This is a genomic window from Paenibacillus soyae (assembly GCF_024623455.1).
Taxonomy (GTDB): domain Bacteria; phylum Bacillota; class Bacilli; order Paenibacillales; family Paenibacillaceae; genus Pristimantibacillus; species Pristimantibacillus soyae.
This window is the reverse complement of record NZ_JANIPJ010000030.1, coordinates 39832-64421: the sequence shown is the minus strand read 5'-3', so window position 1 is coordinate 64421 and position 24590 is coordinate 39832. Positions and strand designations below refer to the sequence as shown.

Below are 24590 nucleotides of genomic sequence, written 5' to 3'. Positions count from 1 at the left end.
TGGTTTTCTGGTATGATTGTCATCGAGTAGAGTCCCTTCTTGGTGGCGTGGTAACCCCGAGGATACTCTACTTTTTTGTGTCTTGGAAAGACTCCAAATGTTGGTACACAACTTATTGTACGTCATCCCTGCGGCGGTAAAGTGGTGTGAAATAACGCCGTTATGGCCGCTATTTTACCTACCGTGCCCTTTGAGTCATAAATAGCGGTAAAATGTCCGTTATTTTTTTGGAGTAGAGCATGCCGTTCGATGGGCAATGGCGATGAACCGGCCGATCGGAGCGGAATGTCCGCCTGAACGCGCTGCCGCTGGACGGCGCGTCGGGCGCACTTTCGTATGGGCGCCGGACAAAGCCGGGAGTACCGGCCGAAAGCGTAGCCGGAAAAGCCGGACCCTCTGCGCGGATGAGCATCCGTGCGGAGACGTGCGCCTTGCTCGAATGCCAAGTCGCACGGGCTCCGGGAGCCCACGCCGAATGTGCTGCGGAGCGGCCGGGCGCCTCGCCGAATGCGCCGCTGGACGGCGTCTGCCCGCCGGCTGCGACGTATCCGTCGCCTACCCGTCGCCTACCCCGTCGCCACGACGCAATTGCGGCCCCTGCTCTTGGCGAGGTAGAGGCGGCGGTCGGCCTCCGCGAACAGCGCGGCGCGCGTCGTCCGGCCGGTATAGGCCGTGCTGACGCCGATGCTGGCGGTGACGGGCAGCTCGCCGATGATGGAGCTCCAGTTCGAGGTGCGGATCAGCTCGCACAGCCGTTCGGCGAATTCAAGGCCTTTGGCGGCATCGAAGCCCGGGCACAGGATCAGGAATTCCTCGCCGCCGAGTCTTGCCGCTTTGGCGGGATCGATGGCCGCGGCGTCCAGAAGCTTGGCCAATTGCACTAATACGGCGTCGCCGGCTTCGTGGGAGAGCGTATCGTTAATGCGCTTGAAGTGGTCAAGATCGATTAGGATGGCCGTGATCTCGCGTTCGGACTCCAGCGGATTCAGTAAGGTATCCGCGTAGGCGTCGATGAAGCGGCGGTTGTACATTCCCGTCAGCGGATCCCGGTTCGCCATCTCCCGGTATTGCTCGCTGCGGCGGCGCGCCTCTTCCGTCTCGAATACGGTATGCAGGATGCGGGCCCGCGACTCCCTCTCCTCGGAGCGAAGCTTCTCCCAGCTCTCGTGATAGTCCCTGTACTCCTCGTAGGCCTCCTTATAACGGCCTTTGGCGGCGTACAGCTCCGCTTGCTCGAGCTTAATCTTCACCGTGTAGCCAGCCGCGCCATGCTCCTCGCACAGCGGTTTCACCCGATGAAGGAGATCCTGCGCGCGATCGTATTCGCCGAGCTGGCGATAGGCTTCGAGCAGCGTAATCTGGCTTTCGAAGAACATGAATACGTCGCCCTGGAGCTGGCCTTCCGCGTATTTGCCCATCAGCGGCTCCAGCAGGCTCACGGCTTCCCCCGTTTTGCCGGTGCTCATCTTGATGCGGGCGATCGTGTCGAGCTGGAACGCGTACAGCGACAGCTCGTGCTTCTGCACGAGCTCCAGCATGCGGGAGAGCAGGCAGGAGGCTTCCTTCATATCGCCGATTTTGTACTGGGTGTACGCCATATTGTTCAGCGCGTACAGCGCTTGCTGGACATGCTGGGTCGACTCGTCGATTTCCAGCACCTCTTCGTACCTGCGCCGCGATTCGCCGTGCTCCCCGTTATGATTGAGCGCGACGGCCAGCGCCATCAGATGATGCCCGCGCGTCTGCGGCAGCGACTCGGAGGGCAAATATTCGAGCGAGCTTAGTGCGCATTCCAGCGCGCTTGAAGCATCGCCAACCCGCAGGAAAAAGTTGGATAGCTGCCGGAAGCTGCGCGATAGGATGACGTTGTTGGAATGCTCGACCGCCCATTTGTTGATCTCCCGGATGGCAACGCCCGCGCCCTCCAAATCGCCTTTGCGCATTTTCGGTATGGATTGCACGAGCCGGACTCTCATCGTCAGCTCCTCGTGGCCCAGCCCGCTCACCGCGTCTAAAGCTTTCTGGGCGGCGGCCGCCCAGAGATCGATGTTCTCGTATTGGACGACTTCCAGATCGTCAACCCATTTGGCCAGCGCCTCGGCGGTATTGGCTATGAAGGGCTCGGCCGTCATCCGTTTCTTCCACGCGGGCTCCAGCCAAGAATAACAATAAGGGCATCTATCTTCTTCGATCCCGTTATAGGACCAAGCAATCGTAATATGGCAATGGGGACATAAGCCTAGCAGCGGCTGCATGTTCGGTCCTCCCTGTATTGGACGGCTATTAAACAGTTGTCCTCCCATTTTAACTTTTTTGGGAAAGAGAACACAACACCTCCGGGATAAGGGAATCCTCGCAAATCGCATTGCGACGGCGGCCCCGGATAACGCAAGAAGAGCCCCTGCGGCCGCAAGGACTCTACTGCTTCAACTTATTTTTTCAAAATAGGGATCCAAATCTCGCTGCGGTAATCATCCGCGCTCGCGTCGCTCGGCGTGTACAGCTCGAACTCCGGACCGCCGGCGTGCTCATAGCCGGTAGCGGGGAACCATTCCGAGAAGATGCGGTTGAACCCTTCCTGAATCGCGCCCGGCATCGGACCGATAATGGTGAAGATTGCCCATGTCGCCGCGGGAACGCTCCGGATCTCGAAGCCTTGCTCCTTGGCCTTCGCCTCGTCATCCGCGATGCATGCGATCATGTAATCAAACTCGGAGGAAGGCGGATTCTGATGGAGGCATACGCCGAGCGTGATCCCGTCTTCCGTTAGCTTCTCGAGTTTCTCTACCGTGCCGTCCGCATGCGACTGCCCCCAGAATGCCGAAATCTCGCGCAGGTTCTGCCCGTCCTCGCAGGTCGTCCGAAGGGAAACCCCCGCAATTTCGAAAGCATCCTTCTCTTCAATCCGATAGTCCATGTCCTTATCTCCCTTCAGTGATAGATGGAATGAAATGCGGGGAAAAGCCTTCAGGCGGCTGCCCGGGGCTCTTGCCTCCGAAGGCGCGATGCCGTGGATTTTGCGGAACGCTTTGGCGAAGGCTTCCGGTGAATCGTAGCCGTACTTGAGCGCCACGTCGACGACCTTGGCGGAGGCGGCCGCCAGCTCCTGCGCGGCCAGCGTCAGCTTGCGCTTGCGGGCGTACTCCGCAACCGTCATGCCCGTCAGCATGTGGAACATGCGCTGGAAGTGGAACGGCGACATATAGGCGGCTTTCGCCAGCTCTTCGATGTCCAGCCTGCCCTCCATCCGGACTTCCATAAGATCGATCGCTTTCTTCAGGTTCCTTAGCATTTCCACGCCGCATTCCCTTCCTTTCGTTATTTATCGTATCATGGCCTCATGGCGGCTTCCTGTCATTCCGTGCTCTCTTCGAACCGATGGCTCGCATTCTCCTCCCTCTATTCCACGCCAATACGCCGAAATCCTGTAGGATTCTGCATTGAACGCAGAAGGAAGGCTTGTATAGGAAACGTTTGGTTAACGATGACGGGCGTGCTATACTCGAAGCATGATGACTATGAACCGTGACGATGCAGAGTGGCAAGAAGAACAACCGAATCAGAAACGCTGCTCGGTATGCGGAGCCATGAAGCCGCTTGGCGACTTCCTGCGCCGGACGGGCCGCCGTTCGGGCAGGCATGGCCGCAGGGGCACATGCCGGAGCTGCCGGGGCACTGCCGCTCCGTCTATTCAGTCGGCGAGCGCCGCGAGGCCGCCGATGGAGGCCGGTCGGACAAGCGTTATGGCGTCCGCTCCGGAGCCCGGCTTGCAGGCAGGCGCGGCCATCGGAGGCCCGTCCCTCCCGGCAGAGGCGCCATCCGCGCCCGCCGCAGCCGCGAAGAAGCGTCCGCGCAAGCGCAGGCGAAGCGGCGGCGCGCCGAAACGGCAAGGAGCCGCGCCTTCGGAGGCGCTTGCCCAGACGCCGAAGCGGGAGAAGCAGCAGCCGCCCGACGTGTCGTACTTGAAGCCGACGAGCCTCGGGTTCATCCGCATGCGGGGCAAGACGGACAACGGCCGGCGCTGGTATCAGGAGGTCGAGCCGGAGCTGGCGTACATCCTGGTGAGGGAAGGCGCGGCCGTCGTCGTGAACCGCCATACGATCCGCAGGCTATACAGCAACAAGGAGTTCAGGCAGCTCATCCTAACGCGCGACAACTACACCTGCCGGTTCTGCGGCAATTACGGGGACACGATCGACCACGAGCTGCCGCGCGCCAAAGGAGGCCACACGACCCCCGCGAACTGCTATTGCGCCTGCTACGAATGCAATCAGCGCAAGGCGAACCGGGACGTGGACGAATTCATCCACGCGCTGACCGAGGAGATGCTTGTGCTGCAAAAGCAGGAGCTCGAGCATGTGCAAGAGCATGGACAGGTGCAGAAATATGTGCAAGAGCACAAGCAGGTGCTCGAACACGGGAAAGAGCACAAGCAGGTGCTCGAACACGGGAAAGAGCACAAGCAGGAGCTCGAGTTGCAGCGCGAGCAGGAACAGGAGCAGGAACGGGACCAGCCGCAGCACCCGCAGGATCTTTAGAAGCCTTCCGCGTCGAGTTGGACGCGGGCGAAGGGCTTCTTTTTTTGCAGGCTGATTGGTCAGGCGTTTGACTAGCGGATTACGGTTTCACGCTTCCCCGGTAGCTAGGTTAGCCTGCGCAGATAAAACATACGGAAAGGAGGAGCGAAGGGTGGAAAATTGGCTGGGAAGATCGCTGAAGCACAAGCTTTCGCTGCTCATCATATTGTCGGTGCTCGTGCCGGTGCTGTCGCTGGGCTTATTCTCTTATACGATTGCGGAGAGACTAACGGAGGAGAAAGCCAAAAGCTCGGGCCTCAACACGCTGGGTCTCCTTGGCGCCTATCTGGAGAACATGGTCAGCGACGTCGAGACGCTGTCGCTGTATCTCATCGGACACGACGAGGTGCAGAGCTACATGCGGACGGAGGAGCGGAACGCGCTGAAGCAGACGAGAATCGCCAATCTGCTCATGACGCTGTCGATTTCGAAGCCTTACATTGCGAACGTCATCGTGGAGTCTTCGTTCGACAAACCGACGATCGCCTATAAGTCGGTCACGGCTTCGAGCTGGAGCGACATTACGCTTCTGTATCCGAATTATTACACCGAATTTCCGAAGTGGTGGTCGCCCGTTCATATGCAGGAGACCTCGTCGGAAGGCATCCGGGACGTCATAACGATGTCGCGGCCGATCCGCAGCACCAAGAAGTACGACTACCTCGGAATGCTGAAGATCAGCCTGCTGCAGAGCGTCATCTCGGACCATTTGAAGCAAGGCGGCCTGGAGGGCGGCGGCATCGTCCTGCTGCTGGACGGCGGCAACCGCGTGCTGGCGGGGCCGGACGAATACGAGAAGAACGCGAGCCTCGAGACGTACTTTCCGGGCATGAAGAGCTTCAGAGCAAATTCGGGGTGGTTCGAATACGGGACAGGTCCAGACGAGAAGACGGTCTTGTACTACGACGTCCCGAACGTGGAGTGGAAGCTGGTCGGCATCATTCCCGCGCGGGCGTACAAATCCCAGAACCATTACTTCCTCACGTTGACGGCGGTAGCGGTCAGCGTCGCCGCGTTGTTCGTAATCGCGCTCGTCCTCTTCCTCATTCAGAAGGTGACGAAGCCGTTGTCGCAGCTGACCAAGTTTCTGAAGAAGTCGAGTCCGGACGAGCCGCTGCCGACGCTTCCCGTGACGTCGATCGACGAGGTGGGCCAGCTCGTGATCAGCTACAACCGGATGAGCTCGCGGATCGAGAAGCTGACCGACGAGGTGAAGCAGAACGAGTCGCTCAAGAAGGAAGCGGACATGATGGCGCTGCAGGCGCAGATCAATCCGCATTTTCTGTACAACACGCTCTCGTCGGTCCATTGGATGGCCCTGATGAAGGGAGAGGGCAAAATCGCGGAGATGGTAGGGTCTCTGAGCGACTTTCTGCGGTTCAGCCTGAATAACGGGCAGGAATACTGCACCGTTAACCAGGAGATTCTGCATATCGACAATTACGTGAGCATCCAGTCGATTAGGTATCCGGACAAGTTCCGCTACGAAGCGGATATCCCGAGCGCGCTGCTGGAGCGGAAGATGCTGAAGCTCCTGCTCCAGCCTTTGATCGAGAACGCGATGATTCACGGCATTCTGAAGCGGGAAGGCGCCGGACGGATTGCGGTTCGCGCCGAAGCGGACGGCGATAACATTACCTTCGTCGTGGAAGACGACGGGGTCGGCATGTCGGCCGAGCGGCTCGAGGAGCTGAGAGGGCGTATCGCCGGCAGGCTGGACGCGGACGAGAACGGGGGGATGCAGGCGCGCGGAAGCTACGGGCTTCGCAACGTGCATAACCGGCTGCTGCTTCATTACGGTCCCGAAGCGGGCTTGCGGATCGAGAGCGCGGCGGGCGAAGGGACTCGCGTCACGTTCACGATCGTGCCGTCCTTCGCGAAGAGCGAGCAGGAGCGCGAACAGGAGCGTGAGCAGGATCAGGCGCGGGAGAGGGAAGAACAACAAGAAACGGGGATCCCGGGAGAGGGTGATCGCAAGTGAAGCTGTTGATCGTGGATGACGAAGTCATCATCAGGCAAGGCCTCAGCACCGTCATCAAGTGGGAGGAGAACGGATTTACGCTGCTTGAGCCCGCGGCGTCGGCCGAGGAAGCGCTGCTGCGGATACCGGAGGAGAAGCCGGATATTATCCTCACGGATATCCGGATGACGGGGATGTCCGGGATCGAGATGGCGGGGAAGGTCAAGCCCACATGCCCGGATATCGAGATTATTATCTTGTCCGGCTATGAAGAGTTCTCGTATGCCCAGCAAGCGATTCGGGAGGGCATCAACGACTACTTGCTGAAGAACAGCCGCCCCGGCGATATTATGGCGGCGGTGCTGCGCGCCCAGAAACGGATCGAAGAAAAACGGGCGGCGAAGCGCCAAGGGGAGGAGCATCAGAACGCCTTCCGTTTCAAGCAGCTGGAACGAATGCTGCGAAGCGAGCAGGCCGTCTCGGAGCAGGAGGCGGAGGAGTTGCTCCGTCTCCATCCGGAGCTGCGGATCGCGACGGACTGGGAATCGCTCGAGCTGTGGATCGTGTCCGCCGACGTTCCGTTGCCGGCCATTCCGGAAGCAGGGCAAGCGCTCGTGGAAGCCGGCAGGCTGCTGAAGGAAGCTCTTGCCTGCGTCATTCTGGACGCGGAGGAAGGCTGGCTGCTCATCTTCCGCTCCGGGCAGACCGGGGCGATACGGACGATGCGGCTCGCAATGGAGCGGGCGGAGCAAGTGCTCGGCTTCCGTTTATTCGCCGCGGCAGGCTTGCCGGCGAGGGACATTCTCCGTCTAAGGGAATCGCTCCGTACCGCGGAGCAGGCGGCCGCCTACCGCTATCTGCTCGGGGAATCCGGGATGATTCGCTACGAGGACGTGAAGGAACGCCGGGGCATGCGGACGGTCTGCTCGCTCGAGGAGGAAGAAGCGCTGACGGCCGTGCTCCGTTCCGGGGACAAGGCGAAGCTGGACCGCTGGATCGCGGACATGCTCGGTGCCATTCGCCGGGATCCGGATGCAACGCCTCCTACGATGACCGCTTACTTGCATTCGTGCATGGTGGCCAGCCTTCGGTGGCTGGAACGAGCGGCCGCGTCCGTGGGACGGACGACGCAAGGGCTGCCGAAGCCGGAGAGCTTCGAGATGAACGAGCTTGCGCTTCGCCCCGGCGAGGTGCTCGGCCGCATGCTCTCTGCCGTCATGAGCGAATACGAGCTGCTGTCCGGAGGGCGCAATGCCGCGATCGAGACGGCGGTCGCCTATATCCGCGAGCATCTGGACCAGACCTTGAGCCTCGCGCAGCTTGCGGCGCAAGCGCATATGAATCCGAACTATTTCAGCGAATTATTTAAGAAGGAAACTGGGAAAAACTATATCGAGTTCGTGACCGAGGCTCGTATGGAATGGGCGGTCCGGTTGCTTCGGGAGACGCCTGCCAAGGTCAGCGAAATCGCCAAACGGGTCGGGTACGAGGATATCAAGCATTTCAACAAATTGTTCAAAAGGCATACGGGAGAGACGCCTTCGTCCTTCCGCGACAAATAAAGCAAAGGTGAATTATCGCCCCCTATGACCTGTATTCTCCCCCCTACGCCGCTCCCGTGCCCGTCGCCTATACTGAGACTACAAAACCGAGGGGGGATTTATCCATGAAGAAGAGACTTACGCTAGTCATCACGCTTATTGCTCTCATTTCCCTGCTTACCGCCGCTTGTTCAAGCGGTAACCAAACCAATGAATCTCATGAAGGCGGTTCCAACGAGAAAGTGAAGCTGACGATCTGGCATAACTTCGCGGGCGACGACCTGCGGGCCAAAGCCGTCAGAGGCCTCATCGACGAATATAAAAAAGCGAACCCGAACGTCGAGCTCGACGCGCAGGCCATTCCGGTCGACGGCTACCGTCAGCGCCTGAGCACGGTGGCGGCGGGCAACGAAATGCCGGACGTCTTCTTCGTCTACGCGGGCAGCCAGTCGCAGGAGTTCTACGACGCGGGTCTGCTGCAGCCGATTACGCCGCTCGCGGAAGAGTATCCGGAGTGGAAAGGAAACTTCATGGACGGCGCGTTCGACCGTTTCGAGTTCGAGGAAGGGCAAATCTACTCGGCTCCGATCGGCTTGTCCGCCACGTCGTTCCTTTATTACAACAAAGACCTGTTCGAGAAGCACGGCGTGAAGGTGCCGACGACTTGGACGGAGCTGATGGCAGCGGTCAAAACGTTCAACGATAACGGCATTACGCCGATCGCGCTTGGGAACAAAGCGCCATGGGTGGCGCAATCCACGATTCTCGGTTCCTTGGCCGACCGCGTGACGGGCACGGACTGGTTCCTGAAAGCGGTGAAGGGAGAGGCTTCCTTCACGGATCCGGTATTCGTCGACGCGCTGGGCAAATTCAAGGAGCTCGTCGATAACAAAGCATTCCAAGAAGGCGCGAACAGCATCGACAATACACAAGCCGAGCAATATTTCATCCAGGGCAACGCGGCTATGATGGTCAGCGGCGCATGGACGCTGACGAACCTGGCGGCTTCCGCGACTCCGGAGCAGGTCGCTCCGATCGAGGTAACGACCATGCCAGCCATCGAAGGCGGCGCGGGCGAAGCGGGCACGATCTCCGGCGGCGCGGGCGGCGGCTTCGCGCTCAGCAAGAAGACGGAGGGCGCGGCGAAGGATGCCGCTCTCGACCTGATCTACTCGATCAGCGGACCGGACGGCCAGAAAGCCATCGCGGAGAGCAACTCCATGGTCATGTACAAGATGGACTTGGCAAGCTCGAACGTCAGCCCTCTTTATCTGAAAGCCTTCAACGTCGCAATGGAAGCAGGCATCACGCCGGTTTATGACGCGTACCTGTCCGCCGAGGCGGGAGAGTCGATCAACAACGGACTGCAGGAGATCATGATGGGCGGCAAGCCGGAGGACGTCGCGAAGAAGCTGCAGGACGCTCAGGCGCGGTCGACCCAGAAGTAGTTCGTTAGCGAGGCAAGGGGCGTGACCGGCGAGCCGGTCCGCGCCCCGGCCATAAGAATGAAGAGGAGGCCGCCGCCATGCCAACATACCTGCGTTCCCGAAGCTTCGTCGCTCTGGCGCTGCTTCCCGCGATGCTTATTTTTATCGTATTCGCCATCGTTCCGATCATCTGGTCCGCCTATTACGGGTTTTTCGACTGGAGCGGGCTTGGCTCTTTGAAGTTCATCGGACTTGATAACTACGAAATGATGCTGCAAGACCCTATCTTCTGGCGCGCGCTGAAGAACAACCTGATTCTTGTCGCTTCGGCCATTATCGGCCAGGTGCCGATCGCGCTGCTGCTTGCTTTGCTGCTGCTCAAAAATTCCATGTTCAACCGCGTCATTAGATCCGCCGTCTTCATGCCCATGGTGCTCTCGACCGTCGTCGTCGGCCTCATCTGGGGGTACATCTATCAGCCGCAGATCGGCCTCTTGAATACGGTGCTCGAGATGCTGGGCTTGGATTCTTGGATCCGCGCATGGCTGTCCGACCCGAAGGTCAACATGTACGCGGTATCGATTCCGATTAACTGGGCGAACATCGGCCCGTATTTGGTTATCTTCATCGCAGCGCTGCAGAACATCTCCTCGGAGGTGAACGACGCGGCGAAGATCGACGGAGCCGTCGGCTTCCGCAAGCTCTTCTACGTCACGCTTCCGAACATTTGGGACACGGTCATCGTGACGATTATTTTGTGCATCTCCGGCAGCTTGAAAGCGTTCGACCACGTCATCGTCATGACGGGCGGCGGACCGGCGCAGTCGACCGAGCTGCTCGCCACGTATATGTATAACAACAGCTTCACCGTATATCGCTACGGCTACGGCTCCGCCGTATCCACCATGATCATTCTGATCAGCGCCTTGCTTATCGGCCTGAACTACATCATTACCAAGAGACGCGGCTAACCCGCGCGGGCATAAGCCTAAGCAAGGACGAAAAAGGAGTGAAATGGATGTTACCGACGACGAACACTCGTGCAGCCGCGGCCGATCCGAGACCGCAACCCTGGAAGAAGCCGCTTGGTTTACTTCTGAAGCTGGCACTGTTCTTATATGCAGCTTTTACCTTATATCCGTTGTATTGGCTCATCATCAGCGCGTTCAAATCCAATCAGGACTTCTTCAACCGGCCGTTCGGGCTGCCCGCGGGCTGGCAGTTCTCGAACATATCGAGAGCGTGGGAGCTCGGCGATATGGGCAGGGCGATGATGAATTCGACGATCGTGACGATCGCGTCGGTCGTGCTGACCGTCGTGCTCGGCACCCTGGCCGCCTATGCGCTGTCCCGGTTCGCGTTCCGGGCGAGCGGGCTGGTGAAGGGCCTGTTCCTGCTCGGTATGCTGATCCCGATTCACAGCACGCTCGTTCCGCTGTTCATCTTCATGAACAAAATCGGCATGCTCGATACGTACTGGTCGCTCATCCTGCCGTATACGGCGTTCGAGCTGTCCATCGCGATTTTCCTCAACATTGCTTACATGCAGTCCATTCCTCGCGAGGTCGAGGAAGCGGCCATGATCGACGGCAACGGCTGGTGGGGCGTCTTCGGACGCATCATCTTCCCCTTGTGCCTGCCGGTCATCGCGACGGTGACGATTCTCGCGTTCCTGCGGTTCTGGAACGACTTCTCGTTCGCCCTCGTCTTCATCAACTCGCAGGCGCTCAAGACGCTGCCGCTCAGCTTGTCGCTGTTCTCCGACGGCTTCGGCACGGATTACGCCCTGACGATGGGCGCGATGTTTATCGCGGTCATTCCGACGATCGTCATCTACCTCATCTTCCAGGAGCAGATCATGAAGGGCATGGTCGCGGGCTCGGTCAAAGGCTAATCGCCTTGGCCGGGCTTTTTTTTGTTTAAGCCGATAAAACCGGCTTAGAACTGCGATAGTGGCTATCATGGGGTGAATAAGCCGATAAAACCGGCTTACAGCCGGATGTGCAGTCACTTTAGAGTGAATAAGCCGATAAAACCGGCTTACAGCCGGATGTGCAGTCACTTTAGAGTGAATAAGCCGATAAAACCGGCTTACAGCCGGAAGTGCAGTCACTTTAGAGTGAATAAGCCGATAAAACCGGCTTACAGCCGGAAGTGCAGCCACTTTGGAGTGAATAAGCCGATAAAATCGGCTTACACCTTGGACCACGGTCTTGCGAGCCATGCCCATTATTTTGCTGCTGAGCTGTTTAAAAAGACGGGCGAATGTGTATCTTATCAAAAGGCAAAAGGCAATTAGATGCTGCGACAAGGACGGTTAGGTAGAAAGCTGAGGGATCCGCGTACAGGAAAGATGGAAGGCCGAGAGCAACGCCCGTCCGCTTGCAAACATTCTGTCAACAGCCTTGATGACGAAACATGATTTTCATTCAATTGAACTGTAAGCGCTTCCGCCTTATCATTAAGCAAGAACGACACGGCAGAGAGAAACATACAACCGGGTCGGCAACCTACAAAGGAGGTTCACAAGATGAGTCAAGTGAATCATCAGCATAACGATACCCAAGGCGGCGCGAAGGTTGCGATACAGAAATTCGGACGCTTCCTAAGCGGCATGGTCATGCCGAACATCGGCGCGTTCATCGCATGGGGTTTAATTACGGCCTTGTTCATCCCGACAGGGTGGTGGCCGAACGAAAGCTTTGCTACGCTGGTCGGTCCAATGATTACTTACCTTCTTCCGCTGTTGATCGGCTTTACGGGAGGCAACATGATTCATGGCACGCGCGGCGGCGTCGTCGGCGCGATCGCGACCGCGGGCGTTATCGTCGGCGCGGACATTCCGATGTTCTTGGGCGCCATGGTCATGGGTCCGCTCGCGGCCTGGATCATTAAGAAGTTCGACGAAGCCATTGACGGCAAAATCAAATCCGGCTTCGAGATGCTGGTCAATAACTTCTCGGCGGGCATTATCGGCGGCGCGCTTGCGCTGCTGGCGTTCAAGGGCATAGGACCGGTTATCGAGGTGTTCAGCAAAGTGCTTGCGAACGGCGTCGACTTCCTGGTTAACCATAACCTGATTCCGCTGGCGAACATTCTGATCGAGCCGGCCAAGGTCTTGTTCCTGAACAATGCGATCAACCACGGCGTACTTGGTCCAATCGCAATGGACCAAGCGGTGAAGACCGGCCAGTCGCTGATCTTCATGCTGGAGTCGAACCCGGGTCCAGGTCTAGGCATCCTGCTCGCTTACATGCTGTTCGGTCGCGGTTCGGCAAGACAATCCGCGCCGGGCGCGGTGGTCATCCACTTCCTGGGCGGGATTCACGAAATCTACTTCCCTTACATTCTGATGCGCCCTATCCTTCTGCTTGCGGTCATCGCGGGCGGCGTAGCAGGCACGTTCACGTTCTCGGTTCTGGGCGCGGGGCTAGTCGCTACCCCTTCGCCGGGCAGCATTATCGCTTACTTCGCCATGACGCCTAAGGGCGGTTACCTCTCGATGCTGGCGGGCGTTATCGTGGCCACGATCGTATCCTTCGTCGTCGCCGCCATCTTCCTGAAGAGCGGCAAGCAGACGGCCGAAGAAGACCTTGACGCGGCTCAGGCGAAAATGAAGCAGATGAAAGCCGAGTCCAAAGGCCAAGCGGCGGGCGCTGCTCCAACAACCGAGACAGCAGGCGTCAAGAAAACGAACGAAGACGTTCGCAAAATCGTCTTCTCCTGCGACGCGGGCATGGGCTCGAGCGCGATGGGCGCTTCGATTCTGCGTAAGAAGATGAAGAACGCGAACGTCGACGTCTCCGTCACGAACACGGCGATCAACGACATTCCGGGCGATGCGGACATCGTCATCACCCATAAAACGTTAACGGACAGGGCAAAATTAAAAGCACCTGGCGCCGAGCATATTTCCATCGACGATTTCCTGAAAAGCGCGGAGTACGATTTGCTGGTACAGCGCTTGGGTAAATCGTAAGAGGAAGCGGACAACGCTGACGATAACCGTCGGCGTTTGCTCCATTTCCCGGGGAGGAGGAAGACGGGCTTGATTGTCTCGAACAGGCAGAGGCGCATCCTGGAGATGCTCCTGCATCGCAGGGAAGCGACGGCAAGCGAGATCGCCGAAGAAGTGCAGATCAGCGCGAGGACGGTTCACCGCGATTTGCGGGAGATCAAAGCTTTGCTCTCGGATTACGGCCTTTCCCTGATGACCAAGTCGGGCAAAGGCATCACGATCGAAGGCGCGGACGAAGCCACCCGGCAGTTCCAGAAGATGCTGGCCCACTTCGAGACCGTCGCCTACGCCTCCGAAGAACGCAAGACGCTCATTCAGTGCAGGCTGCTGGAAGAGAATGAGCCGCTCAAGCTGTTCACGCTGGCTTACGAGCTTCACGCGGCCGTTCCGACCGTTACGCGCGATCTTGACGAGATTGGACCCCATCTTGGCAAATACGGGTTGGAATTAATCCGCCGAAGAGGCTACGGAGTCGAAATCGAGGGACATGAAGCCGGCAAAAGAGCGCTGATCGAATGGCTGGCGGAGCAGTTTTTGGACGAATCCGATTTGTTCGGCCCGGCTTCCGAAGCCGAGCACGCATGGCCGGTGACGAGGAAGCTGCTGCAGATGGTTGGGAAGGAGCATTTTCTGACCATCGAACGAATGGTTTGGGGACTGGAGGAGAAGTCGCCGAGCCGCTTGTCGGAGAGCGCTTATACCCGCCTGCTGCTTAGGCTGTCCATAGCCGTCGCCCGCATGAAGGGCGGCCACTGGTTGGGCAGCGCGGATGGAGAAGGCGAGAGAGAAAGCGTACTCCATCCTTATCTGGAGCCGTTCCTTAGCACATTTCCTTGGGAATGGCCAAACTCCGAGAGGGCTTCGGTCATAGGTCTGCTGAGCAGCGCGAGCGCGGAGGCGGAGAAGCAGCAGGAGCTGTTGCTGCATCAGCACGGAGCCGCCGCGGCGGACGCGGCTTGGAGGCTCATTAGGTCCGTAGGCATGAGAATGAACGTTCCGCTTGGCGAAGATCAATCGCTCCTCGAAGGCCTAGCTCATCATTTGGCCCCCGCGATGGAGAGAATGCGGAAGAAAGAGACGATCCGCAATCCGCTGCTGCCGCAGATCAAAAAAGATTTTGCCGAGCTATTCGACATTTTGCAAGATGCCGCGCGCGAGCAGCTCACCGGGATCGAGGTGCCGGAGGAGGAGCTTGGGTATATGGTGATGCATTTCGGCGCCTCTCTGGAACGTCTGCATGTTTCGAGGCCGGTCCGGGCTATGATCGTATGCACCAGCGGGATTGGCTCCTCCAGGCTGCTGGCCGTGCGCATCGAGAAGCAGTTCCCGCAGATCGAATTCATCGGCAACTATTCGTGGTACGAAGCGTCGCGCGTTCCGAAGGAACGCTACGAGCTTATCATATCCACCGTCGACCTCCCGATCGAGCCGGAGCGTTATGTGAAGATTAGCCCGCTGCTCACGATGGAGGAGACGGAGAAGCTGAGGGTTTTCCTCGAGCGGCTTCCCGTTAACCGAAGGACGGAGGAGGAAGGCAAGTCGAAGGACGCGAGCGGCTGGGAGCGGATGAAGCGGATCAGCGATTACACGACGGCCGTCGTCGACGTGCTGGCCCCGTTTGCCGTCCATCGGTTGAGAGGGCTCGCTGGGCAACCGGCGGGGCTCGGAGCGGTAATCGACCGCATCCTATTAACATTGAGCCTTTCTGAAGATGCGCACGCATCCGTCCAACATCGCTTAATCGAGAGAGAGAAGGCCGGGAGCCAAGCGATCGCGGGCACGAAGCTGGCCTTATTCCATACGAGAAGCGAACACATAGAGAAACCGGTTCTAAGGCTGTATAACCTGGATGAGCCGCTGTGGCTTGGCGAAGACGGGAGCGCCGAAGTTCGGCAGGTGCTTCTCATGCTGGCCCCGCAGCAGCTAAGCCGGCCCATGCTCGAAGTGCTGAGCGAGATCAGCGCCTTGCTGCTGCAGCAGGAATTTGTCGAGCTTTTGGAGCAAGGGGACAGCGAAGTCATCAAACCGTATATTTCACAGGAGCTGGAATCGTTTATACAATCCAAGTGGAGAGGAAGAGAAGAACCATGACTATACTAACCAAAGAGAAAGTGAAGCTGAACGTAACCGTAAAAGATAAATTCGAAGCGGTCCGCATGGCGGGCGAACTGCTTGTACAAGCGGGGCATGTGCCTCAAGCTTACGTGGACAAAATGGTGCAGCGGGAGCAGTTGTCCTCGACCTACCTCGGAGCGGGTTTGGCCATGCCTCACGGAACGAACGATTCGAAGCCGCTTATCCAATCGACGGGCATGTCGGTGCTTGTCGTGCCTGAAGGCGTAGACTTCGGCGGCGAAAAAGCGTATCTCGTCATCGGCCTGGCGGCCGTGGGCGACGAGCACATGGAGGTGCTTTCGAGCGTGGCGGTGCTCGTATCCGAAGACGAGGACATGGAACGTATTCTGGCATCCAAGAACGAGGAGGAGCTCATCGCCATCTTCGAAGAGGGGATGAGCTTATGATCGCCGTCCATTTCGGAGCCGGCAATATCGGGCTCGGCTTTATCGGACTGCTGCTATCGCAGTCCGGCTATTCGATGAAATTCGTCGACGTCAACGCGGACAGGGTTGCTCTGATCAACGAACGAGGCGAATACAGGGTGCGTCTCGCGAACGAGGAAGGCGAAACGCTCGTCGTGAAGGGCGCGTCCGCCATAAACGGTCGCGACATCGCGCAAGTGGCGCAGGCTATCGCCGAAGCGGACATCGTCACGACGGCCGTCGGCGTCGGCGCGCTGCCGTACCTGGCGGAGGCTATCGCGGAAGGCATCAAGCTGCGCATGACGGCGGGCGCTCCGCCAATCCCGTTTATCGCTTGCGAGAACGCGATCGGAGGCAGCACGATTCTGAAAGGACACGTCATGGAGAAGCTGGCGCCGGAGCTTCGGGACCAAGCGGCCCGCGCGGCGGCTTTCCCGGACGCCGCTGTCGACCGCATCGTGCCGATTCAGCAGAACGACGACGAGCTGCTCGTGACGGTCGAGCCTTTCTACGAGTGGATCGTCGATCGGACGGCGCTCCCGGCAGGGTTCCCCGAGCTGCAAGGCGTGCTCTTCGTCGACAAGCTCGAGCCGTATATCGAGCGGAAGCTGTTTACCGTTAATACCGGCCACGCCAGCACGGCGTACGCGGGTTATCGCCTTGGCTATGAGACGATCCAGGAAGCCATGAAGGATGAGGCTGTCGTATCCCATGTGCGGACGGTGCTGGGGGAGACGGGCGCGGTGCTTGTCCGCCAGCATGGTCTCGACCAAGCGGAGCATGACCGTTACATTGTGAAAATATTGGACCGGTTCCGCAATCCTTATCTGACTGACGAGGTCGTAAGGGTAGGCCGTTCCCCGATCCGCAAGCTGTCGCCGAACGACAGGCTCGTTCGTCCGGCGCTTCTCGCGCAAGGCATGGGCATCGAGACGCCCGGGCTGGTAAGGGCGATCGCCGAAGCGTTGGCGTTCGACAGCCAAGAAGACCAAGAGGCGATGGAGCTTCAGAACGCCCTTCGCGAGCAAGGACTGTTGGCCGTCATTACAAAGTATACCGGCATCGAAGCGGATCATCCGCTGTACGCTTCCATCGTCTTGGCCTATGAACGGATTCACCAAGGACAGGAGGCTTAAGCTATGAATCCAACAACCGAATTTCAAGGCATAGCGGCATCGCCGGGCATCGCCATTGCGCGAGCCGTGCTGCTGGAACAGGAACAATATCTACCGGAGAAGGCGCTGATCGCCGATCCGTCCCGGGAGCAGGAGCGTTTCCGAGCGGCCGTGGCGGAAGCGCGGGTCCAGATCGACCGCATTCGCATCTCGACCGAGGAGAAGCTGGGCGCGGAGAAAGCCGAAATATTCGAGGGGCATCTGATGCTGCTTGAAGATCCCGAGCTGATCGACGCTGTTATCGAATCGATTGGCTCGGATTCCGTGAACGCGGAGTTCGCGCTTTACGAAATATCGCAAGGCTTCATCGACATGCTCAGCGAGCTGGACGACGAGACGCTGCGGGAGCGAGCGGCGGATATTCGCGATATCCGCGGCCGCATCCTGAACATCCTGCGCGGCGTGGCCGGAGGCGACTTAACGCAGCTTCAGGACGAGTGCATTATCATTGCGCGCGATCTGACGCCTTCGGATACGGCGCAGCTTAACTTGAATGCCGTCCGCGGCTTCGTGACCGAGATAGGCAGCCGCACCTCGCACAGCGCGATTATGGCCCGTTCGCTGGACGTGCCCGCGATCGTCGGCGCCGGCGAAGGTATTTCGTCGATCAAGGCGGGAGATCTTGTCGTCATGGACGCATCCGAAGGGAAGATTTGGGTGAACCCAAGCGACGAGGAGCTGGAGAAGTTCCGCGCGGCCAAAGCCGCTTACGACAAGCGCAAGGCGGAGCTTGCCGCCTGGGTAGGCAAACCGTCCGTCTCGAAGGACGGCCATCGCGTGGAGCTGGCGGCCAATATCGGCAAGCTGGAGGACGTGCAGAAAGCGCTCGACAACGGCGCGGAGGGCATTGGCTTGTTCCGCACGGAGTTTTTGTACATGGGGCGAGAGAATCTTCCTACCGAGGAAGAGCAGTTCCAGAGTTACAAGTACGTGCTGGAGAAGATGGAGGGCAAGCCGGTCGTCATCCGGACGCTGGATATCGGGGGCGACAAGGAGCTGCCATACATGGACTTGCCGAAGGAGAGCAATCCGTTCCTCGGTCAACGCGCGCTACGTCTTTGTTTGGAGCGTGACGAACTGTTCCGTACGCAGCTGCGGGCGCTTCTTCGTGCAAGCCGCTTCGGCAATCTGAAGATCATGTTCCCGATGATCGCGGTGCGTGAAGAGCTGCTAGAGGCGAAGCGGATTCTCGAAGAGGAGAAGCAAAGCCTGATGCAAGCTGGAATCGAAGTGTCGGATTCGATCGAGGTCGGAATGATGATCGAAGTGCCGTCCGCGGCGATAGCCGCCGATTTGTTCGCGCCGGACGTCGATTTCTTCAGCATCGGGACGAATGACCTGATTCAATATACGATGGCGGCCGACCGGATGAATGAGACGGTCTCGTATCTGTACCAGCCTGCGCATCCTTCCATTCTGCGCCTAATCGGCATGGTGATCGACGCGGCGCGGAGGGAAGGCAAGTGGGTCGGCCTCTGCGGCGAGATGGCGGGCGATCTGGCATCGGTGCCGCTGCTGCTGGGCCTCGGACTTCACGAGTTCAGCATGAGCGCGGGCTCCATTCTGCAGACGAGAGAGCTGATCGGCAGCTTGAGCCATTCCGAATGGCAGGAGCATGCCAAGCACGCGCTTACGCTGCGCGGGCAGGATGAAGTGCAGGCGTACGTACAAACGCAACGACAAGGAGGGCAATAATCGATGTTATCCAATACTTTTACCGTACTCAACCCGACGGGACTGCATGTGCGCCCGATTAAGACGATCGTCCAGGCGGCGAGCGAATTCCCTTGCAAAATCACGGTGCTCGCGAACGGCAAGAAGGCGAACGGCAAAAGCTCGCTCAGCATGCTGACGCTGGGCATCAAGATGAACGACGAAGTGACGCTGGAAACCGACGGCGAGCGCGAGGAAGAAGCGATGCAGGCGATCGGCGCTCTGCTCGTGCAAATTCACGAATAATCGCGGCCGCGAAAAAAGACTCGCATGCCCCTGTCGGATAGCCGGCAGGCATGCGAGTCTTTTTGTTGGGGTGCAGAGAGGCCTGTCGAGTTTGCCGGAGGCATCGGGCTCCCCGGGCCTGGTCCCGCCTCCCGACTACCGGCCCGGACCCGGGTCCGCAGACTTGCTACCAGCAACAATAACGGCATTTTTACCGCTAATCCTTGCACCGAATTCGTGATTCGGGAAAATAGCGGCGAAAAGGGAGTTATTGTTCCTCGATCCCGCCACTGCAGCTAGACTCAGCCGAAAATAACGGTATAATCGCCGCTATTTCCATTCAAGCCATACGTCGGGTGAAAATAACGGTAATAGGTCTGTTATTTTCAACGATCGCTCATTTCGAGCTGCCCGTGCTGCTCGTTCAACCGTGAATTTCACGAATCGCGCCATCCCCGCCCACACGTTCTCGCGCGAAGAGCTCTCCGCTGTCCCGATCAGCCTTCCGCGTCCGCCGCGACGCGGAAGCCCGCGTTGCCCGTCGAGCTGTCCGGCGTATTGGAGCTTCTGGCGGCGACACGGTACCGGTTGCAGTACGAACGGTGGCACAGATAGGAGCCGCCGCGCATCGACCGACTGCCGGTCTCTTCGGTAAAGATCGGGTTCTCCCGCACGGTCGCGCGATGATAGGACGGGCTGAACCAATCCGCGCACCATTCCCATACGTTGCCCGACATGTTGTACAGCCCGTAGCCGTTCGGCTCGAAGGCATCTACGGGGGCTGTACCGATATAGCCGTCGGAGGCGTTATTTTTGACCGGGAATTTGCCCTGCCAAATATTACATTGATGCTTCCCGTCCGGCTTCAGCAGATCGCCCCACGGATACGTCTTGCCCGCGAGTCCGCCTCTGGCGGCGAATTCCCATTCCGCTTCCGTCGGGAGGCGAACGCCCGCCCAGTCGCAGAAGGCCTGGGCATCATGCCATGACACGTGCACGACGGGATGATCCATCCGTCCATCCAAGGTGCTGTCCGGCCCTTCGGGGGCGGCCCAATAGGCCCCTCGCACGGCCAGCCACCAAGGCGCGCCTTGCGGAACGGAGGAGACGGCAGCTTTGACTTCCTCCGAAGCGAGAAGATGGAATACGTAGGACCAGCCGAACGTCTCGGCTTCGGTCTTGTAGCCGGTGGCTTGCACGAATGCCTGAAACTGCGCGTTGGTGACGCAATAGGGAGCGATGCGGAATGGCTTCACGGTTACTTGCCGAACGGGGCCCTCCCCGTCCGCAGGGAAGCCCTCCGACGTATTCGTTCCCATCGCGAAAGTGCCGCCGCCTAGCGTGACGAGGCTCAGATCGATTTCGGCAACGGCGGCCGGTATGTCGACTGACCTGAAGGGGAGCGGAGCTTCGCTCGCAAGGCCGATTTGCGTTTGTGATGCGGAGCAGCAAGCTTTTTTCGGTTCCATAACTACATTCCTTTCGCTAGATAGGGGTGTTTTTTTGCGTGAGTTTCGATTGGCCCATCTTGTGCTCGCAGTCGCTGCCCGTTAAGCGAGAAACGCGGCCCCGCAGATTGCGGAGAATAGCAGGATAAAAAGGGGATGCATCCGATAACGCACCAGCATAATCCAGCAAACGCCGACGATGAAGATCCCGACGAGCAGCTGGCCGCTCATCCGGGTATTCTCCAAAGAGCCAAGGCCCAGCCTGTACACCGCGAACAGGATCAGCGCGGTTACGATAGGCTGGAGGCCGTAAAATACGCGGTCGATGAAAGCTTTCTTGCGGAGCCGGAAGATCACGATGAGCAGCAAGGCGGTTACGAGCACGGAAGGCAGCACGAGCCCGACGAGAGCGGCGATCGCGCCTCCTATTCCATTGGTCTGATAGCCAATGATCGAGCTGAGATTAACAGCGACAGGACCAGGCGACATGCCCGCGACGCCGACCGCGTCGAGGAACGCGTCATGAGACATCCATTGCCGCTTCGCCGCTTCTTGCTCAATTAACGGGATAAGCGCATATCCGCCTCCGAAGGATAGGAAGCCCAGCTTCAGGAAAAATAAGAACATGGACCACAAAAGCAAACGCTCCTTTCCGATGGCCAGACAGCATTAAATGAAATACATGTAAGAGGGATCTTCCCGCACGGCGGACGCATTCGTTGTCTCCTCTGGCACATTTTTTTTGAAAATAGTGAAAATCAACCCCGCGGCAATACCCGCCGCGATGCCATACACGGGCGAAAGCCCGATGAACAAGCCGATTAGCGCGGCCAGCAGCAGGAATAGCGTCGTTTTGTCCTTAATCGCTTTCTTACCGATCCGCAGGGCAGAGAACAGAATAAGCGTAATGACGCCCCATGTAATGCCGGCGAGCACGGCTTCCGTCTTCGGCGCGTCTGCGATCTTCGAGTAGAAGGCGAACAGCGCGATGACGATGAAGAAAGACGGCAATATCGAACCGCAGCAGGCGGCGACGGCGCCCTGCCAGCCGTTCAGGCGATATCCTACCAATAGAGCGGCGTTCACGCCGACGCCTCCCGGCGCGGCGGAGGCAAGGGATAACGTATCTACCAATGTCTCGGATTTCATCCATTGCCGCTTGTCGACGATCTCCCTCTCGAGAGCCGGGAAGATTGCGTAGCCCCCGCCGAACGAGATGGGCGACAGCTTGAGGAACGTCCAGAACAGCAGAAGAAGGGTGGGCGCGGTGTCTTGTTTCATAAGCCGGAATCCCCTTTCTTTTCTCTTATTCTTCTATCATATAGCAACTCGATTTCTTTTGTCCGAAACAGTTTTTGATGGTTTGCATCATATTCGCTTATACCCTTTTATCCAAGTTGACTTAGGTGATTAAGGTGATTAATATGCTTTAACGCGTCGTCCGGTTGTTGCGGTATTGTGAAAAAATAGTCTTGAAACTGCCTTGCAAAGTGTGTACCATTACAAAATATTAAGTTACAGTTCAAAAGGCTTGCTTTTCAGCACCGAGAAGGTTGAAAGAAGCTAGGAATTGAGGAGCGGAGCGTAGTGGAGCTACGTGAGCACCGGAAATTCCGGCTGAATTCAAGATTCGATGTCGATTGTGCTTCATGAAAATGCTTCGTGATCAAAAGTAAGTTTTTTGAACTTCCTTTAAAAGAATAGACTCATATAATTTTGGGGAGATGGCCCATAAGTTTCTACCGGACGACCGATGATTCGTCCGACTATGAGTGAGCGTGAGCGCGGCTAGCCGGCATGTCCGGACGAGCGTGCTCGCCGTGCATGTGCGACGGAATCTAATTCCAGAAGGACAGGCTTCACTTGAGAGAAATTTGGGCTCAGGGGAAGGCTGTCTTTTTTAATTTTACGGACAAGACAACGAGAGGATGACAACTTCAGATGAAGCAGCTGGAAGAACGAATTAGAGAAGAAGGAGCGATCCTGTCGGATAAGGTGCTGAAGGTCGATTCGTTCCTGAACCATCAGGTCGACACGGAGCTGGCGCTTGCTACGGGTAAGGAGTTCGCACGAGTCTTCGCGGGCGAGCGTATTACGAAGGTGCTGACGATCGAAGCGAGCGGCATTCAGTTCGCGATGGCTGCGGGAATCGCGCTTGGCGTGCCGTTCGTGTACGCGAAGAAGAAAAAGGCGATTACGCAGTCGGACAAGGTATACACGGCGCCGGTCCATTCGTTCACGCGGGGGGAGACGTACCAGGTGAGCGTCGATCAGCGTTTTCTCGGTCCCGAGGACCGCATTCTGATCGTGGATGACTTCCTGGCGACGGGGGCGGCGCTTGTGGGCCTCGTCGATATCGTGCGGGAATCCGGAGCGGAGCTTGTCGGCGTCGGCGCCGTGATCGAGAAGAGCTTCCAGGAAGGGCGGGGCTTGCTCGAAGCGAAGGGCGTGCGCATTCATTCGCTGGCGCGCATCGTATCGATGAAGCCGGGCGAGGTTCATTTTGCAAGTGAAGAGATATACAGCACCCAGAATTAACACAACAGACAGAGGAGAGAGACAACCAGCATGAGCGAGCTTAGCAAACGCAGAGTCGTAACTTTAGGTTTCCAGCATGTCCTCGCGATGTACGCGGGGGCCGTCGTCGTGCCGCTGATCGTGGGCGGGGCGCTTCAATTAAACGCAACTCAAATGGCTTATCTGATCGCCGCCGATCTGTTCACGTGCGGGATCGCGACGATCCTGCAGGTATGGGGCGGCCGTGATTTCGGCAGCAAGCTGCCCGTCGTCCTTGGTTGTACGTTCACGGCGGTCGGCCCGATTATCGCGATCGGATTGTCGTCGAATTTGGCCACCGTCTACGGAGCTATTATTATAAGCGGGTTGTTCGTCGTGCTGGCGGCGCCCCTCTATGGCAAAATATTGCGTTTCTTCCCCACCATCGTCACCGGTACGGTCGTCACCATTATCGGTTTGTCGCTGATTCCCGTCGCGATGAACAACGTCGCGGGCGGTCAAGGCGCCCCTGACTTCGGAGCGCCGCGAAACCTGCTGCTCGCGCTGATCACGCTCGTCGTCATTCTGGTCGTGAACCGCTTCGCGCGCGGCTTCCTTCGCGCCATCTCGGTCCTGGTCGGCCTGCTGGCCGGTACGGTCGTCGGTTATTTTATGGGCATCGTCAATTTCTCCGCCGTAGGAGATGCCGACCTCTTCAGCATCGCGCAGCCGTTCTACTTCGGCACGCCGCAGATCAGCATAACGGCGATCGTGACGATGATCCTCGTCAACATCGTCAGCATGGTCGAGTCGACCGGCGTCTACTTCGCGGTAGGCAAGGCGACGGACCAGAAGGTCGAGCAGAAGCAGATCGTGAACGGCCTTCGTTCGGAGGGCGTGGCGATTACGCTCGGCGGCATTTTTAACGCGTTCCCTTATACGGCGTTCTCGCAGAATGTCGGCCTCATCACGCTGACCAAGGTGAAATCCCGCGACGTCATCTTCGCGGCCGGCGGCATCATGGTGATTCTCGGGTTGCTGCCGAAGCTGGCGGCGATTACGACCGTCATCCCGAACGCGGTGCTTGGCGGCGCGATGATCGTCATGTTCGGTTCCGTAGCGGTGTCGGGTATCAACATCCTCTCCGAGGTGGACCTGCGCAAGGAGCGCAATCTGCTCATCGTCGCGTGCAGCGTCGCCGTCGGGCTCGGCTCGGCAACGGTGCCGCAAATGTTCGACCAGCTGCCCGACTTCGCGAAGATGCTGCTGCAGAGCGGCATCGTCACGGGCTCGCTGACCGCGATCCTGCTGAACATTCTGCTGCGGGACAAGACGCAGGAGACTGCGGCAGCAACGACGGCGCACGCGGAAGCGGCCGCCGGCTCGGAGACGGGCGAACGTCACGCTGCGGCGCATTTGTAATTAAATCGATTAGGATCCGCCTAGCGGCAGCTTTGCACACGGCTTTTA

Annotated in this window: 18 protein-coding genes, 1 pseudogene and 1 riboswitch; of the genes and pseudogenes, 14 read left to right on the top strand and 5 right to left on the bottom strand. The window is 58.4% G+C overall.

Annotated features, from left to right (window positions below; all coding sequences use genetic code 11):
* Positions 1-566 precede the first annotated feature (566 nt).
* Both NQZ67_RS27625 and NQZ67_RS27620 read right to left on the bottom strand, forming a co-directional pair.
* Complete coding sequence (locus NQZ67_RS27625) at positions 567-2255, bottom strand: sensor domain-containing diguanylate cyclase (protein ID WP_257452337.1); 1689 nt, start codon at positions 2253-2255, stop codon at positions 567-569.
* A gap of 176 nt (positions 2256-2431) precedes the next feature.
* Complete coding sequence (locus NQZ67_RS27620; RefSeq protein ID WP_371825366.1) at positions 2432-3298, bottom strand: AraC family transcriptional regulator; 867 nt, start codon at positions 3296-3298, stop codon at positions 2432-2434.
* Between the two features lie 220 nt (positions 3299-3518).
* On the opposite strand from NQZ67_RS27620, the gene NQZ67_RS27615 reads away from it, so the two are divergent.
* From NQZ67_RS27615 to NQZ67_RS27560, 12 genes are all read left to right on the top strand, one after another.
* The gene (locus tag NQZ67_RS27615; protein ID WP_257452335.1) at positions 3519-4538 is read left to right on the top strand and encodes an HNH endonuclease; all 1020 of its coding nucleotides are present in this window, start codon (positions 3519-3521) and stop codon (positions 4536-4538) included.
* Between the two features lie 151 nt (positions 4539-4689).
* Positions 4690-6558 carry a sensor histidine kinase gene (locus tag NQZ67_RS27610; RefSeq protein ID WP_257452333.1) on the top strand — a complete coding sequence of 623 codons (1869 nt, stop codon included), beginning with the start codon at positions 4690-4692 and terminating at the stop codon, positions 6556-6558.
* Positions 6555-8099 (top strand): response regulator transcription factor, encoded by a 1545-nt coding sequence (locus tag NQZ67_RS27605; protein WP_257452331.1) that lies wholly within the window; start codon positions 6555-6557, stop codon positions 8097-8099. The genes NQZ67_RS27610 and NQZ67_RS27605 overlap by 4 nt, the downstream gene beginning before the upstream one ends.
* Before the next feature lie 104 nt (positions 8100-8203).
* The gene (locus tag NQZ67_RS27600; protein WP_257452329.1) at positions 8204-9526 is read left to right on the top strand and encodes an extracellular solute-binding protein; all 1323 of its coding nucleotides are present in this window, start codon (positions 8204-8206) and stop codon (positions 9524-9526) included.
* Between the two features lie 77 nt (positions 9527-9603).
* The gene (locus NQZ67_RS27595) at positions 9604-10476 is read left to right on the top strand and encodes a carbohydrate ABC transporter permease (RefSeq protein ID WP_257452326.1); all 873 of its coding nucleotides are present in this window, start codon (positions 9604-9606) and stop codon (positions 10474-10476) included.
* Between the two features lie 47 nt (positions 10477-10523).
* Positions 10524-11399 carry a carbohydrate ABC transporter permease gene (locus NQZ67_RS27590; RefSeq protein ID WP_257452324.1) on the top strand — a complete coding sequence of 292 codons (876 nt, stop codon included), beginning with the start codon at positions 10524-10526 and terminating at the stop codon, positions 11397-11399.
* 636 nt (positions 11400-12035) lie between these two features.
* Positions 12036-13484 (top strand): PTS mannitol transporter subunit IIBC, encoded by a 1449-nt coding sequence (locus NQZ67_RS27585; RefSeq protein ID WP_257452322.1) that lies wholly within the window; start codon positions 12036-12038, stop codon positions 13482-13484.
* A gap of 69 nt (positions 13485-13553) precedes the next feature.
* On the top strand, positions 13554-15614 hold the full coding sequence (locus tag NQZ67_RS27580) for a BglG family transcription antiterminator (RefSeq protein WP_257452319.1): 2061 nt from the start codon (positions 13554-13556) through the stop codon (positions 15612-15614).
* Entirely contained in the window at positions 15611-16045 is a 435-nt protein-coding gene (locus NQZ67_RS27575) for a PTS mannitol transporter subunit IIA (RefSeq protein ID WP_257452316.1), read from the top strand. Before NQZ67_RS27580 ends, NQZ67_RS27575 begins: the two co-directional genes overlap by 4 nt.
* Positions 16042-17199: a mannitol-1-phosphate 5-dehydrogenase gene (locus tag NQZ67_RS27570; protein ID WP_257452314.1), complete on the top strand. Its 1158-nt coding sequence runs from the start codon at positions 16042-16044 to the stop codon at positions 17197-17199. Before NQZ67_RS27575 ends, NQZ67_RS27570 begins: the two co-directional genes overlap by 4 nt.
* A gap of 3 nt (positions 17200-17202) precedes the next feature.
* On the top strand, positions 17203-18933 hold the full coding sequence (gene ptsP, locus NQZ67_RS27565) for a phosphoenolpyruvate--protein phosphotransferase (RefSeq protein WP_257452312.1): 1731 nt from the start codon (positions 17203-17205) through the stop codon (positions 18931-18933).
* Between the two features lie 3 nt (positions 18934-18936).
* A complete protein-coding gene (locus tag NQZ67_RS27560; RefSeq protein ID WP_257452310.1) occupies positions 18937-19197 on the top strand; it encodes an HPr family phosphocarrier protein in 261 nt (86 codons plus the stop codon).
* Between the two features lie 476 nt (positions 19198-19673).
* Here NQZ67_RS27560 and NQZ67_RS27555 read toward each other — a convergent pair.
* From NQZ67_RS27555 to NQZ67_RS27545, 3 genes and pseudogenes are all read right to left on the bottom strand, one after another.
* Positions 19674-20522, bottom strand: a pseudogene (locus tag NQZ67_RS27555) (formylglycine-generating enzyme family protein); the annotation flags it as partial.
* 204 nt (positions 20523-20726) lie between these two features.
* Positions 20727-21251 carry a chromate transporter gene (locus NQZ67_RS27550; RefSeq protein WP_257452342.1) on the bottom strand — a complete coding sequence of 175 codons (525 nt, stop codon included), beginning with the start codon at positions 21249-21251 and terminating at the stop codon, positions 20727-20729.
* Positions 21252-21293: 42 nt separating this feature from the next.
* Complete coding sequence (locus tag NQZ67_RS27545; protein WP_257452305.1) at positions 21294-21905, bottom strand: chromate transporter; 612 nt, start codon at positions 21903-21905, stop codon at positions 21294-21296.
* Between the two features lie 405 nt (positions 21906-22310).
* Positions 22311-22413, top strand: a riboswitch (purine riboswitch).
* Between the two features lie 152 nt (positions 22414-22565).
* Between NQZ67_RS27545 and NQZ67_RS27540 the strand changes: the two genes are divergently transcribed.
* On the top strand, positions 22566-23162 hold the full coding sequence (locus tag NQZ67_RS27540) for a xanthine phosphoribosyltransferase (protein ID WP_257452302.1): 597 nt from the start codon (positions 22566-22568) through the stop codon (positions 23160-23162).
* Between the two features lie 30 nt (positions 23163-23192).
* The gene (locus tag NQZ67_RS27535) at positions 23193-24542 is read left to right on the top strand and encodes a nucleobase:cation symporter-2 family protein (RefSeq protein WP_257452299.1); all 1350 of its coding nucleotides are present in this window, start codon (positions 23193-23195) and stop codon (positions 24540-24542) included.
* Positions 24543-24590 lie beyond the last annotated feature (48 nt).